General features: G+C 33.1%; 11 protein-coding genes and 1 other annotated feature. Of the genes, 9 read left to right on the plus strand and 2 right to left on the minus strand.

Features of this window, described 5'->3' with window-relative positions:
- Positions 1-16: 16 nt before the first annotated feature.
- The 5 genes from AC1VNJ_RS24745 (at position 17) to AC1VNJ_RS24765 (ending at position 5,142) form a co-directional block, all read left to right on the plus strand.
- Positions 17-2,335, plus strand: a complete 2,319-nt coding sequence (locus AC1VNJ_RS24745) for a CD3337/EF1877 family mobilome membrane protein (RefSeq protein WP_482641486.1) — start codon at positions 17-19, stop codon at positions 2,333-2,335.
- A 14-nt stretch (positions 2,336-2,349) separates the two neighbouring features.
- Positions 2,350-2,925 (plus strand): Tim44 domain-containing protein, encoded by a 576-nt coding sequence (locus AC1VNJ_RS24750; protein WP_482641487.1) that lies wholly within the window; start codon positions 2,350-2,352, stop codon positions 2,923-2,925.
- Positions 2,906-4,036 (plus strand): bifunctional lytic transglycosylase/C40 family peptidase, encoded by a 1,131-nt coding sequence (locus AC1VNJ_RS24755; protein WP_482641488.1) that lies wholly within the window; start codon positions 2,906-2,908, stop codon positions 4,034-4,036. Before AC1VNJ_RS24750 ends, AC1VNJ_RS24755 begins: the two co-directional genes overlap by 20 nt.
- Before the next feature lie 18 nt (positions 4,037-4,054).
- A complete protein-coding gene (locus tag AC1VNJ_RS24760; protein WP_482641489.1) occupies positions 4,055-4,552 on the plus strand; it encodes a hypothetical protein in 498 nt (165 codons plus the stop codon).
- Between the two features lie 203 nt (positions 4,553-4,755).
- Entirely contained in the window at positions 4,756-5,142 is a 387-nt protein-coding gene (locus AC1VNJ_RS24765; RefSeq protein WP_325076151.1) for a hypothetical protein, read from the plus strand.
- A gap of 764 nt (positions 5,143-5,906) precedes the next feature.
- Here the strand turns inward: AC1VNJ_RS24765 and AC1VNJ_RS24770 are convergent.
- Positions 5,907-7,244 carry a PIN-like domain-containing protein gene (locus AC1VNJ_RS24770; RefSeq protein WP_482641494.1) on the minus strand — a complete coding sequence of 446 codons (1,338 nt, stop codon included), beginning with the start codon at positions 7,242-7,244 and terminating at the stop codon, positions 5,907-5,909.
- 262 nt (positions 7,245-7,506) lie between these two features.
- Here AC1VNJ_RS24770 and AC1VNJ_RS24775 point away from each other — a divergent pair, with 262 nt between their 5' ends.
- Positions 7,507-9,009 (plus strand): hypothetical protein, encoded by a 1,503-nt coding sequence (locus AC1VNJ_RS24775; RefSeq protein WP_482641490.1) that lies wholly within the window; start codon positions 7,507-7,509, stop codon positions 9,007-9,009.
- Between the two features lie 476 nt (positions 9,010-9,485).
- Here the strand turns inward: AC1VNJ_RS24775 and AC1VNJ_RS24780 are convergent, their stop codons facing one another.
- The gene (locus AC1VNJ_RS24780) at positions 9,486-10,241 is read right to left on the minus strand and encodes a S1 family peptidase (RefSeq protein ID WP_482641491.1); all 756 of its coding nucleotides are present in this window, start codon (positions 10,239-10,241) and stop codon (positions 9,486-9,488) included.
- 488 nt (positions 10,242-10,729) lie between these two features.
- Between AC1VNJ_RS24780 and AC1VNJ_RS24785 the strand changes: the two genes are divergently transcribed.
- The 3 genes from AC1VNJ_RS24785 to AC1VNJ_RS24795 all read left to right on the plus strand — a co-directional run bounded on the left by AC1VNJ_RS24785 (position 10,730) and on the right by AC1VNJ_RS24795 (position 14,858).
- Positions 10,730-11,416 carry a hypothetical protein gene (locus AC1VNJ_RS24785; RefSeq protein ID WP_482641492.1) on the plus strand — a complete coding sequence of 229 codons (687 nt, stop codon included), beginning with the start codon at positions 10,730-10,732 and terminating at the stop codon, positions 11,414-11,416.
- A 742-nt stretch (positions 11,417-12,158) separates the two neighbouring features.
- Positions 12,159-12,374 (plus strand) — a binding site (T-box leader).
- A gap of 51 nt (positions 12,375-12,425) precedes the next feature.
- Positions 12,426-14,114, plus strand: coding sequence for an arginine--tRNA ligase (gene argS, locus AC1VNJ_RS24790; protein WP_482641493.1), 1,689 nt, complete (start codon positions 12,426-12,428; stop codon positions 14,112-14,114).
- Between the two features lie 147 nt (positions 14,115-14,261).
- Positions 14,262-14,858: a GNAT family N-acetyltransferase gene (locus tag AC1VNJ_RS24795; RefSeq protein WP_482641495.1), complete on the plus strand. Its 597-nt coding sequence runs from the start codon at positions 14,262-14,264 to the stop codon at positions 14,856-14,858.
- Positions 14,859-14,960: the final 102 nt, after the last annotated feature.

Below are 14,960 nucleotides of genomic sequence, written 5' to 3' on the forward strand. Positions count from 1 at the left end.
AAAGGAGGAACAAGCAGTGAAAAACAGTCTTCATATAAAAATAATGATGGCGCTGTTTATATTATGTTTTTTATGTCCTTTCTCATCAGTCTCAGCAGCTGCACCAAATGTCATGGATGAATTAATGCCCAAAAGTGATTTACCACAAACAAATGCACCTTTACTTCGACACAATGAAGTACCTCTGGAAAACTACGACATTGATGTGTATGTAAAAGATGATGACGATAAAGGTTGGTTTGATTCCATTAATATTTTTAAAGTAGATGAAAAAGTTTATAACAACATCGCAGCCTTTCAACAACAAATCTTAAGTGGCATTTGGTACGGATATTTAGTAGTTGTGAATTTCGGTATTTTCTTAATGGAGCAAGCGTTCACTTTTGACATCATCGACAGCATGCTTTCATACATTACTGGATTTATTTCAGAAACGGGTGGAACGTATGGAATCGGTCAATTTATGGGCTTTATGATGATTATGGTGGCTGGATGGCTGGTCTATTCTTTTGCTCAAAAGAAATATCGCGCTACCGTTTCAGGGCTCTTTATGGCAGCGCTCTTATCTGCGGTTTTCACTGTTTATGTACAAAACAGTGATCAGCTACTAGGTCAGTTAAATCAAGCTCGTAACTATATATCAGGTGCTGTTTTAACTTCTTCTACTTACTCATTAGGTGATGGGAATGAGGAAGCCATAAGAGAAGAAATGATTGCAGATAGACAACGAGATCAAGCTACACAAAGCTATAAGGACACATCATCTGTAAGGTATGGTGTATCAAGAATACGGAACTTAATGCACGATTTATTGATTGTAAAACCGTACTTGTTACTAGAGTTTGGTACAACAAATTACGGTGTTATTGGTGGGGGAAAAGGTGATAATGCTTCACCAGCACAAATAAAAGAGGGGAAAGAAGCAGTCAAAAAATTATTAAATAAAAAGCCAGGAAGTGACGAGCGAAAAAAAATAGTTAAGAAGAATGCTGAAAACTCTCTTTTTGCTCCAGAACATACAAATAAACGAATTGTTCTATCTCTCTTAATTTGGGTTCCGGCACTTGTCATATTAGCAATGGTAGGCTATTTAGCCACATTCATTCAGATATATGGAGTAGGTTTCTTACTAACAGCCATTACAGGGGTATTTGTTTTATTTCTTAGCATCTTTCCAACGTTTCAACGGTTCGCCAAGCAATTTGTTGGGAAGTTAGTAGGGTTCTTGGCTATGTGTATCGGACTGACAGTTTTACTCATTTTATTATTTAGTTTTGTTAATATCACCTACAAAGTCGCTAGTGAGAATAATTGGGCCTATGCTCAAACGATTGTAGCCGTTCTGATTGTGGTTGCAGCCATATTTGCTCTTCAAAAACAGCTTTTCGGGTATAAGATTTATTCAGAAAAGAAACAACAAATCCAACAAGCGTGGAGACAAAAAGTTGATGCCATTAAATTCCGAGATGCGCAACGTCAATATGCACATGTAGAGCCATTTTATACAGGGGATAATGTACATTCACGTTCAAGATCTGGCCAAAGGGGAACAACAGACGCAAGAGCTAGAGAACAGATGGAAAAAGCAATGGAACGACAAAGTAATAAACCGACTTTGCGAAGAAACAAACCTATCGATAGCAATGGGAACGTGATTGAAGATGCACCAAAACGAAATGTAATGCCGTTTAAAAAACGACAAGATAAAGAACGGAAAAATAATTTATCGTCTGAAAATGGTGTAATTCCTAATCCTCACAAAAAGGGTCAGGCATCAAATCATAATCAAGCTGTGTCTAATCAGATTGATAGGCAACAGAAAAAACAAGAGCATGCACCATTAAAGGCACAGCCTGAAGGACCTCAACAAGAGGGTGTAAAAGAAAATGTACCTACTTCTGGGAAACAAAATGAACAAGTCATGAAAAAAATAAGACAACAAGAAAAACAAGAAAACTCACCATTGAAAGCACAGCCGCAGCAAACATCAAGTTCCTCTCAATCAAGTAAAGTTGTAGAGCAAATGAGACGACAAGAAGCGCGTTCAGGAAATCAGCAAGCGCCTATTCAACGTTCTCACCGTTTAGTTCCAGCCAGTGGAGACGTCTCAACGAAACAATTCAATCAAGAAAATGCACCGTTAAAAGCACAACCTAAACCACCACAAACAGACAAAACAAATCAGCAATTTCATAAACAAATGAGGCAACAGCAGGCACAACATGAAATTCAGCAAGGAAAAGAAGAAGCGTCTGCTGCGAATGATTCAAACGGAATTCATATAGACCGTTCTAAAGAAATTGAACAAATGAGGCGACAGTCTCAACAAGATTAAAGGGAGGGCTTTTCATGAGTGTTCAACAAAAGAAAATGCTTGTATTTCTAAGTGTGGTTGTCTTTTTGGGCATTATGATTAGTTCCTTTCTTTCAAAGGAAGAGCCTGCTTCTTCGCAAGGGGAGAAGCAAGCTCCTTCTTCTGAGTCCATTCAAAAAGAAGAGACGTCATCTACACAAAATAACGAGAATCCATATGATCAAACACAACGAAATACAAAAGAAGACTTACAGAGTACGAAAGAAATCGCAAAAGAGTTTGTCAAAGCCTTTGCTAGTTTTAATGCTAAGAACCCTTCAGAACATATTGAAAAAGCTAAGCCTTATATGTCAGAGGACATGTATGAAAATTATAAGGAACAAAAAGAACGAGGTACGCTTACTTATGATAAGGTTGTCCCGAAAAACCTTGAAACCACAGAGGTTTCAAATAATAATACAGATGTTATTCAATGGAATGTCATTATGCAAGGGGACGTGTACGACGTAAATGGAAACGCTGAACCGGAGGAAGATTGGTATTTAGTCACACTTGAAAAGCAAGAAGCCGGATATAAGGTGGTGGGTGTTCGTGTCAACGTATCGAATTAAGCCCATCCATAAATTAAATCACTCTGCCAAACGAAAGTCTAAAATTTTACTAGCTATTGTGGCAGCTTTACTAGCATTAGGCGTCGTCATAAGTGTGATGGCTATGGTGAGTGTGTTTGGTATTCTTTTACCAGATCAGGAAGACGTAGCAGAATTAGATGGTACAGCTGTAGATTTCGGAGATATTCAAATATCCAAGGTTGGGGAAGGCCAGATACCGAAAGAATATATTCCTATTTATAAAGCAGCAGGTGAAAAATACAATATCCCCTGGACACTCATTGCCGCAATTCATCGTGTCGAAACGAACTTTGGCCAAGACTTAAATACCTCTTCAGTTGGGGCCATTGGACATACTCAGTTCATGGTAAAAACATGGGTGGGATGGTCTTTTCCAGGGGGAACTAGGCTCGGTGACGCCTCTATTCCTAAAGAAACTCTAATGAATCCAGCTGCTATATCAAAGTACGGCGGTTTTGGAGTTGATGGCGATGGGGACGGAAATGCTGATCCCTATAATGTAACGGATGCCATGTATTCAACAGCGAATTATTTGGCTGCAAATGGTGGGGCTTCTGGAAACTATCAAAAAGCTGTGTTTGCTTACAACCACGCCTCATGGTATGTTTCGCGAGTCATGGGATTTATGAAGGAATACACAAATGGTTCTGTTGAAGCTGTTTCCATTAAAGGTGGTTCGGCAAAGGGTTCAGAGGCTATCGAAAAAGCCATTAAAGTGGGATCATCTATCGTTGGAAAAAGCCCTTATGTATGGGGCGGTGGACGAAATCAAGGAGATATTAACGCACGTAAATTTGATTGTAGTTCGTATGTTAGATGGGCCTATAGTTCAGCAGGGGTAGATTTAGGGCTGGTAAGTGCTACGACAACAGACACCTTAGTCAAACTTGGTAAAGTCGTAAAGGCAAGTGAAATGAAGCGTGGAGACGTCATTTTCTTTGATACGTATAAGATAAATGGACATGTTGGAATATACCTGGGCGATGGGAAGTTTCTTAATGACAGTAGTTCACAAGGAGTATCAGTGGGGGATTTAAATACAAAGTACTGGAAAGATCGATTTAATGGAAATGTGCGGCGTGTAGCTTAATAAAAAGGGGGTAAGTGCATGGAAAAAGAACAAGTGGAAGACATAAAAGCCATTGTAATTAGGAATGTCAAAGGCGTTTGGAGCGATTATTGGCTACCTATTACGGCGTTCGTTGTGTTGATTGTATCGTGTCAGCTGTTTAATTTAACCCATAGTGGATTCTTTTATCCTCTTATGTTCGTTTCGGGATGGATTGTTGTGATGTTTGCCTTGAAATTTAAGAGTGAGAGTTCAGTATTCTCCTTGAAAAAACTTACAAAACACATGCAGCAAGATACCTCATATGAAATGTATACCGTGTTACGCGTCTATACCAATGACTCAGACTTTCAAGAATATATGCACATACAGGAGTATTTTGATAGTCAGCATGTCCAAATGGAAAATCGAGTGATTGATCATCATCAAGATATTGAATCACAAATCATGTTCATCCGAAAACCGGAGTTTGCGTATTGCTATCACTTGTTAATGGATCAAAAAAACGAAATGTATTTTATTGGTGAATATGTGTAAAAAGAGGTCCATTCTCTTAAATAAATAGAAAAAAGGGTGTTGCTGAGAAGTGCTGTGACAAACTTAACTTCTGTTTTGTTGATGATAGTGAATTTAATTAGAAATTTAGTGTTTCTTACATTAATCCTCTAATAGAGTAGTTAGTTTATTAGAAAAAAGGTGTTTATAGATTAAAAATATAAATAGGATTGGGGAAAACTCTTATGTCAAATTCCATTATTATAGCATTAATCATAACAAGTTTAATTTTTATTGTAGCTACTGCAATTGGTAAGGCTAACAGAAAAATAGAAAGTGAAGCCATTAAAAAAAGACCTGCGATGGTAAAGACGTTTATTGCTCAAAAAGAATTGTTACTAGAAAAAACAAATCAACTGTTAAAGCAAAGCCGTCTTCTTATGCTTCTAGCTCTAGTTGCAAGTGTTTTTTTCAAATATGTAACTCCTTTTCCTTTCCTTGCTCCTTTGTTTTTTGTTGCTACTTATGCATTTCTAGTGATGTATATCCTTACAGCGATAATAAGAAGTAGCTTAACAAAACGTATTGAGGACCTAAAGGGTTACTCCAGTAGAAGAAAAAAAGTAAATTAATAAGTAAGTCATAAAATAGTTTTTGTAACTTAATTGGAAATAGGCTTACAATTAGAAAGTCTAAAGTGATTTTTTAGATGTGGGAAAGATATAATAGAGGGAGGATTATGGTTAAATTGTTTTGGACATGGTTGGAGCCAAAAACAAAGCAAACAACCTTGAGGCTGTTGATTACTAAAAATTAAAATATTAATTATTTGATGAATCATTCAAAGGAAAAAGGAGTTATCAATTTACTTTTAAATTCCTTAAAAAGAAGCAAGCTATTAAATATATGACAAACGTCAATAAAAATGATGGACTTACTGAGTTTCAGGGTGCATACGAAACACCATTGAATAAATAAAAGTCATATACTTTGTATAAAAAGAATAATGAAAGTTTTAAAAACTGTAGATCCTAGTTCAAAAGAAGGAAACTTCTTCAAAACATAAAAGGCACATATGTTGTGCCTCTTATGTTTTAATTTGCATTTCAAATAGCCACATATTCGTAAACTAAAAGATACTATAAAACCAATTCTAAAACCAAAGTAAATTAACAAGATAAGTAGTTTCTTATTTGCGTTACAAAATCAAGAAATCTGTCTTTATACTCAGGGTAGAGAAAAGTTGTAAAGTTCAATATAGAAGAAGTCAATAGGGATCTTAAAAACTAAGTTATTTTCATCATTTAAACTCTCTGAAAAAAGAAATGGGAATATAAAATCCATAGATCTGTTTCTTTTGTTCTAAAATATAAATTACTTATTTGAAATAGAATGATTAGAAACGTTTAGTTTGTAAATTATTTATTAATTCATCTAAAACCTTTACTGTCTCAATTTTATCTTCAGGGAGATTATTAAGTATGGTTTTTGCTTTTTTTACTAAGTTTCCAAATCCTGTGAATTCTAACGTAGCCATTATGAGTTTAGCTCGATCAATCATGTTTGGAATTGCAGCCTGTAAGGCAAATCTTCTTACTTTAGTAGATTCGAGTTCTTTAAAATATGGCTTCTTATCTATTTTATTAATTTCTATGATTTTATCGTTATATACTTGTAGATCTTTATCATCTAGATACATAAGAACTTTAGAAAGTAATTCTTGTTCATCTTCAGTACTTTGAAATTTAAGGAATGATAATAAACCCGTTCCATATTGGTTAAGTCCACTTAGAGAGTTTTCTTCAACCTCTATGGACAATCTAATATTATTTACATCCCTATTTATAGATTCTTGTTCATCATTTGTGACCTCTATATCCAAATACTGCTTAGCATACCTAACAAAGCTGTCAGTTCTATATATATAGAATTGTTGTTTTGTCTCTTGCATAAATTCTTGAATTAGTAGAGGATGAGGTCTCTTAATATTGGTACCTTCTTTTTCCCACCAATCTTCTTTTTTATCTTCTGTAATAAAAATTACTGGAACAGATTCATCTTTTGCCTTAATATGATCAATTATTTGTTTCCATACAATTAAATCACCATATAATCTTTCGTACTTTAAATTTCCGAATACTCTAGAGCCAAGTTTTTTCTTTTTTTCTATATCTCCAAATCCGGGTGGAATATTATGTTCATATCTATACTCTCCCTCTTTTTCTATTTGGATAATTTCTTGTTGGTCATAAGGTTGACCAACAATATTTTCTAATAAATTGTATATCTTATCCTTTGTGACATTAGGATCAGGAAGGCTATCTATTTCCTCTTTAATAAGTTGCTGTGCTTTTTCATTAGTAGCTTTTAAATCATCTAATATAAACCTAAACCTATCAGTAGTAATATAGGAATGTTGACTCTTTACTGTGTCAAATATTTTTTGAATTTCTCCTTCAATTTTTGAAATCTTTTCTTTTAATAAAGTATAACCTTCTCTCGGTTTATTTAAATTATTTTCGTAATTAAAAAAATATTCTAAGGCCACTTGATGAGGAATCCATAATCTTCCCTCTTTTTTTAGATCTGTAAGTATCTCAAACAACTTAGTAGTATTCTCTTTAGAGGTAAATTTATAGAAATTGACTAATATATTTGTATCTACTACAAATATTGCTTCATTCCACAATTCTTGATAATCTTCTTCACTATAATCTATTAAACCCGCGAACATGTTTTTCAAATAAATACTCCCTTATATCTGCTAATTTTTAAATGTAAGAAGTAAACCTAGGAATATAATACCATACAAATATGTTTTTAATGATTTTTTAGAGTTATAATATGATTTATATAGAAAATACTTCAAAAAAAAAGAAAAGCCTTATAACGGAATAACAAATATTTAAGGCAATCTTAGAAGAATTACCTAGTAGATCTAATGATTTATTCACTTATATCTATTGAATAGTTACCTTTAAGGAGTGAAGATAAAAATGGAAGTTGAATTACCATGGGAAGCAGATCAAAAACAGAAAGACGTCATAGAATTTTTTAAAAAAGTTCAAGAGTTATTAAATCAGTACTCTAACGTTAAAATTAAACCTTCTTATAATAATAATGAAGGCAAAATTGGTATTAACTTAAAAGTAAGTACTGGTGTAAATCTTCCAAAATTTATTATAGAAGAATTTGCAATGCAACCTCTCTACAGAGCGTTTGATTTAATATTCAAACACTTTAAAACAGACGATACAATTAATTATGACATACTTCAAACTATTACAAGAGACGTATCACTTTCTTTTATATTTGAAAAATACTTGGAAGCAGATAAATCAACGCAATATAGCTATATTAAAATGGTCAATGAACTAAAAAATATTGGTGCAAAAACTTATGAAAACTCTCCAGTAAATATTGGGGTTATTTATTGTGAAAATGATCTAGATAAAGAAGATCTTAAATTACTTGATGTTGATATTATTTCTTTATCTAAAAAAAAGCCACTTCAACGCTTTTTTTTAGAGGAAAAACCCTTGTTAAAGTTAATAGACAATCAATCACTCATTATTGTAGTCGATAATCAATTCGACGTTTTTGCGATTTTAAGAAAGAAATCTGAAGGGAAAAGTTTATCTTATTTACTAGAATCGCAATTCAACAGTTGGGCTATTAATGAGATGAATAAGCATATTTTACAAGAAATAACCGATAATATAGCTAAAAGATATATGAAGAAAGGAGATCCAATTCCACTAACTAACACAGCAGAGCAGATCATAGAGAAAATACTGACAACATCTAATAGTATTGAATCTAAAAGACCTCCTAGCTATATTTATTTTGCAGTTAGGGATAAAGAAATTAACATTTTCACAAAACAAAAATTTGTGATTTCGTATGCAAATGGAGATTGGCAGTTAAAACATTATAATTTTATGTTGGGAATAATTATGAAATCTGTATTTGTAAATAATATAGTTCAGTTAATTCGGTTTAATCATCAAAATTCAGAAAAACTGATAGGTGAATTAACGGAAGCAGTAATGAAGCTCTATAATATAATTAAAATAATTTCTCAGAATAATAAAAGCTCTATTTTTATTATTTCTCTGGATACAGATCACTTTAATTCTCTTTCATATTCTAACGCTAGACAAATATTAAAAGAAAATGGTTTTAAGCAAAATAATTTAAATCAAGATTATATGAATGTAATTAAAGATGGTAAAAATCATTCAAATATTAAAGATTTGGATCAGTATTTAATTCAATCTCTTGCTGCTATTGACGGTGCAGTAATATTGGATAAATGTCTAAATATAGTAAGTTTTGGTGAAATAATTTCTATACCTGCTTCCACAGAATATAAGGAGACTTTTGGAACGGGTACAAAAGCTGCAAGGTATGCTTCGAAAATGGGGATAGCTATAAAAATTTCCGAGGATGGAGATATTTGTATCTTTGATAATGAAAAGTTATTACTTAAAATTTAAAAGGCATTTAGTAAAAATAAAGTAAGTTATTCTTAATTTTATTTCAAACAACAATTGTGTTCCCATAATTATTAATTCTAGATCCCTTGTTATTGAAAACAAAGGATCTTTTGTTTTTTACTATTTCATACTACTTTCATGTTTCTCCTCATTTCATTCAAATAGATAGTTCGTAAAAGTGTGTGTGTTTTAAAAAACGTTCGTAATTATTTTTCGAACTTAAACGAACGATTTAAACAATAGATTTCTTACATAAAACAAAAGTCCGTAAATGTATACTTTTTCGAACAACCTTCATTCGTATAACATATATATAACGCTAATCAAGTATTTCAAACATAATATACAGAGATAAAGACCTTATAAATGATATAAGGTCTTTATTATTTCTAATTATAGAAGTATTACAGTCATCTTGGTAGTGATACAAATTAGTATGCAAAACGGAGATTATTCGCTCTCTGTTTTATGTGTTCCTATTCAAATGGCTTTATTATTTTAGTAGTTAGATATTCGAAAGGGTCATCAGGAAGATCCCAAATTGTTTTTTCGAATCCTTCGATTCTCCAAAATTCATTTATCCTTTTAGGCATAGCTTTATTATGAGCTAAACAAGAAAGTATGGGTTCGATTGTTAGGACAGAAAAATACCCTAATTCTGCAGGTTGGTTATTGGAAACTAAAGATTCAGTAATAACCCCAAGTGCAGAACCATCATTTAATAATGCAACACCTCCACTAAACCCTCCCCTTGCCATAGAGGATAAAATAAATTGTGGATGGTTGCTTCCAAGATATGTATCAACTATTCCATTTATTTCTGCCATTGTTGTCACAAGAGTAGGTTCTTTTGAAAGTGGAATTGGTGGGTACCCCATTACTACTACTTTAGAAAGTATAAAACTCTTATTTATCCAATCATCTAAATGCCCCCCAATTTCTATGAAGGGAAGGTTAGAATTTGCTGTTTTAATGATGGCTACATCTATATCTGAATTAGGATGAAATAAGGGATCTTCTATTATTTCTATAACCTTTTCTTCATCGTATTTCTGCTCTGTGCGTGCCATTTTTAAAATTTTATTATTATCTACTACATGTCTTGCTGTAACAAATACTCCTTCACCAATATGAAATGCACTTCCTATTCCAGTTGTGGAATCAGGACTTTCGACTTCTATATAAGCCATAGCCTTACAATTTTCACGATAAATTCCAATAGCGTTATCCACCTGAAACCTCCCTAATTCTTTGACTGGTTACTCCTTAATGGTGTGAACCGTAAGCTTTATGATTATTACATAAAGTTTCCACACTCTTATTATACTTAAAAAGTCTTTACACTTGTTCAATTAGCAAATTAATTTCTGATTGTCTGTAGGTACTCAAAAGGGGAGTCCTTTTGTTTGTACTGGGGGCATGGTTATTACCGAATTTAATACCACTTAAAAGAAATCAACTATAAGCACCTCCGCTCCCGCAATCAGAGTAAAAAATACCACCGTGTAAAGCATAAGAAAATACCCTCAATTGAGAGTGTTTTAACGTATAAAACCCCTGTGGATCATCATGTCAGAGACAGCCTTTACTGGGTTGTCTTTTTTCTATAAAAGGAATGTTGTTAAAATCCTATCTTAGTCTATACAATGTAAATAGAAATTTTAAATCTTAATATTTCAATTAATATGAGAGTGAGGAAACTATGGGAGGTGACAGCAGAGTGGATAAAAAGTGTTCAAATTGCAGGGAACTAAAACCTTTAAATTTATTTGGGAAAAATAAAAGAACTAAAGATGGATTGCACTATTATTGTAAAGAGTGTCAAAACAGCAAAATCAAGAAATATTTTAAGACTGAAAAAGGGAAACAAGCTTTAAAAGAATATCAGTCAAAGTATTATAAAACTGAAAGAGGGAAAGAATCATTAAAAAAACAAGTCCAAAAAAAACAGGAAGAGGGCTATTACAGATTTGGGAAAGGTGCAATTCCGATTTTAAAGGCAGGAGCAACTAAAAGAGGAATAAGTTTTAACTTTACTGCCGAGGAGTTAGAGAACTGGTGGTTATCAAAAGAAGATATTTGCCACTATTGTAATATGCCAATAGAGGAATTTAAATACCTACGGGATTTTATTCTAAATTATGATGGGGAAAACAGAGGTGTATCCAAATTTAAAAGGGCTTTTGTTACTGAGAAACAGGCGAAAATAAATTGGATGACATTGGATAGACGTGATAATAATCTCGGTTATGAAATAGATAACATTGTTAAATGTTGCTGGTTTTGTAACTTCATTAAAAGAGATTTTTTATCCGAGGAAGACATGTTGCAAATTGCTGAGGGAATAATGAATAGATTAAGGAACGAAATACAAAAAGAAATTCAATATATAGACCCTAATCAGTAAAAAAGTTGTTTTTTACAGGAGTTAATTATCGTGTAATAAATCTTAATACCACGCAATGAAAGACACTCAAACAAGCATAAACCATTGATATAACAACTTCTAACGAACTTTTGAACCAATTGTGGTTCAAAAGTATAAATTGCAAAAAAATCCTATCTGATTTCGAGTAAATGGAAAAAGAAATCAGATAGGAGAAAGATAGAGACACATGTAAAGTGTGTGCAAATTACGAAAAGAATTTAACCTATATTAAATTCAATCGCTACGTTTGCAAATAAATTGGTATAGATATTAGTTTCTTTAGGAACTGAAATGATAAGTTTATAGAGGGAAAAAGATCCCTCTAACCCCCTGGCAAGGAAAGAGAAATCCTTCTACCCACGAGTTATAAATGGAAATATGCCATACCGACATAAATTATCATAACATGTCTTTATGACAGTAAAGGGGCAACACTATTTCTTTTTATAACGGTACTATTTCAAAGAGGTTGCATGATATGTATAAAAGAAGCTCTTTTTATACATTCTCGTTTCTTTCAACTACCCAAAGAACGTAGTCATCTCAACGATGTATAAAAAGATGCATACTCAAGCAAAAGAATCCTTAGCTGAACCTTACTCCCGCAAGGGTTCTTGTGCTTGCTTGGTTCCGGAAAGAGACATTATGGTAACTAAAAAATGTTAATTCCTATAGATCATATTGACTTTAAGCTAGACCTATTATAAGATTGTTAAAATATTGAAAATCTATGAAGAAGAGAGTAATCTTAATGAAGTCTTAAAGCGAGTTAGGGATGGTGCAAGCCTAACAGTCTAGTTAAGGTGAAGCGCACTTCTGAGATGCAACCTGAAATCTCGCAGAGTAGGGTGAGCCGGATCAAAATCCGTTATGTTCTTGGTAAGAAGGTTCAATTTGAACAATAAGAGTGGTACCGCGGGTAAATCTCGTCTCTAATAAGAGACGAGATTTTTTTGTTTTCTAAAAATAAAAGGAATTAGGTGATGACATGGAATTTGATAAAGTATTCGCTAAAGAAATAAGCAAAATATTAGATAACAAACTAACCGTTAAAAGTATTATGAAGTTAATTGAAAAGCCTAAGCATAGTACCCAAGGAGATATTGCTTTTCCTTGTTTCACATTAGCTAAACTACTTAAGAAATCACCTCATGCTATCGCCATAAATTTGGCTGAACAATTAAAACATCCCTTGTTTGCTAAGATTGTAGCTGAAGGACCCTATGTAAATGGATTCTTTAATAAGGAGACAGTTGGAAAAAAGGTTATAAACAATATCTTACAACAGAAAAGTCTCTACGGAACACCTGAAGTAAAAAAAGAAGGGACTATTACTATTGATTTCTCCTCTCCAAATATAGCTAAACCATTTTCCATGGGCCATTTACGATCAACAGTTATAGGAAACTCATTAGCCAACATAGCTGAAAAATGTGGTTACAAGACTGTACGTATAAATCACCTAGGGGATTGGGGAACACAATTTGGAAAGTTAATTGTTGCTTATACATTATGGGGAAAGGAAAGTGATATAAAGAAAAATCCAATTCATGAGCTATTAAGCTTGTACGTGAAATTTCATGAAGAAGCTGAGTTGAAACCAGAGCTAGAGAACCAAGCAAGAAAGTGGTTCAAAAAACTAGAAGACGGCGATAAAGAAGCAATAATGCTTTGGCAATGGTTTAGAGAAGAATCACTTAAAGAATTTTCTCGCATTTACCAGCTTTTAGGTGTTCATTTCGATTCGTATCACGGAGAAGCTTTCTATAATAATAAAATGGACAAAACAATTGAGCTATTAAATAATCATGACCTGTTGTCTAATTCAGAAGGAGCTCAGGTAGTGAATCTAGAAAACGATTCTTTACCTCCATGTCTAATTAAAAAGTCAGATGGTGCTACATTATATGCAACAAGAGATCTAACAGCAGCATTATATAGACAAGAGACCTATCAGTTTACGAAAGCTTTATACGTAGTAGGGCACGAGCAAAGCCTTCATTTTAAACAAGTATTCTTAGTCTTAGAAAAAATGGGATACAATTGGGCAAAAGAATTAATTCATGTCCCTTTTGGCTTTATTTTAAAAGAAGGCAAAAAGATGTCTACTCGTAAAGGTAAGGTAGTTCTTTTAGAAAAAGTTATTGAAGAAGCGATAGTCTTAGCCAAACAAAATATTGCCGTTAAGAATCCAACGTTACCAAACAAGGATGAGGTTGCCCAGCAAGTAGCTGTAGGTTCTATTATTTTTCAAGATTTAAAAAATGAGCGACTCAATAATATTGAATTTTCAATTGAAGAGATGTTAAAAGTAGAGGGAGAAACAGGACCGTATATTCAATACACATATGCTCGTGCTTGCTCCATTTTAAGAAAAGTAGCTGAACCTACACATTTCGTCTTCAGTGAAGGAGCAAATGAATACAATTGGTTGTTAATAAAACAACTCATGATATTTCCTAACATTATTGAGAGAAGCTTTGAGAAGTACGAGCCATCTCATATTGCTAAGTACTTAATTGATGTAGCACAAGAGTTTAATAAATATTATAGTCAAGTCAAAATCCTTACAGAAGACAATCAGAAGGAAAGCCGCCTTGCTTTGGTAGAAAGTACGACGATTGTTTTGGAAGAGGGGTTAAGACTACTAGGAATTCAGACACCGAGTGAAATGTAATGCACAAGCGTTTCTCAAATAAATATGTTTATAAGTTAATCTAGAAAAAAGGGGTTATGTAAACAAATACATTTATCCTCCCAACTAACAAGGACATTAGCTAATGCTTAAAGAATGTCCTACTAAAAGTTTCTCAAATTTAGGAGGATTTTCTTGTTTATAAGAGATTATAAAAGTACAGATGAAACTGGCTGGGTCCAATGTAGAGTATTAGCTTTCTTAGATACTGCGTATTTCGATAACGTTCTTACAAAAAAGGAACAATATGAAAATTTGACCGTTGAACTAGTAGCTATAGAAAATAATCAAGTAGTAGGACTTATCGATATTGAGTGTGAAATACAGGCTGGGACGATTTGTTCTAAAAAAGAGAACATTCTTGGAGGTATGGTTTGGCATATTGCTGTTCATCCAGATTTTCGTCGTACAGGAATTGCTTATCAATTACTTTGTGAAGCAGAGAATCGAGTTAAAAAACTAGGTGTTAATTATCTCGAAGCATGGACTCGAGATGATAATTGGGTAAACAACTGGTATTTAAAAAACAGTTTTGAACCTAAGACATCCTATTTACATGTATTCCTTGAAAGCTCTAAGGAAATACAGAAAACTCTTAATAGCTCAGTGAAAGATTTACATCCAGTTCAAGCATTCGCACATTATACAGGCACTGAGAGGGAAAAAATTATGAGTGAATATAAAAGAGTGCATGAATGCATTTGTTATCAAAAAGAATTACTTTAATAAAAATATATATTTCCATACACCCTGTATTTAAATAAATTAGAACAAAAAAAGAAACCTTTGCCCATATTAGGCAGAGGTTTTTCAAATTTGTTGGAATAG

The sequence above is a fragment of the Priestia sp. 3CA3 genome, from assembly GCF_056836725.1.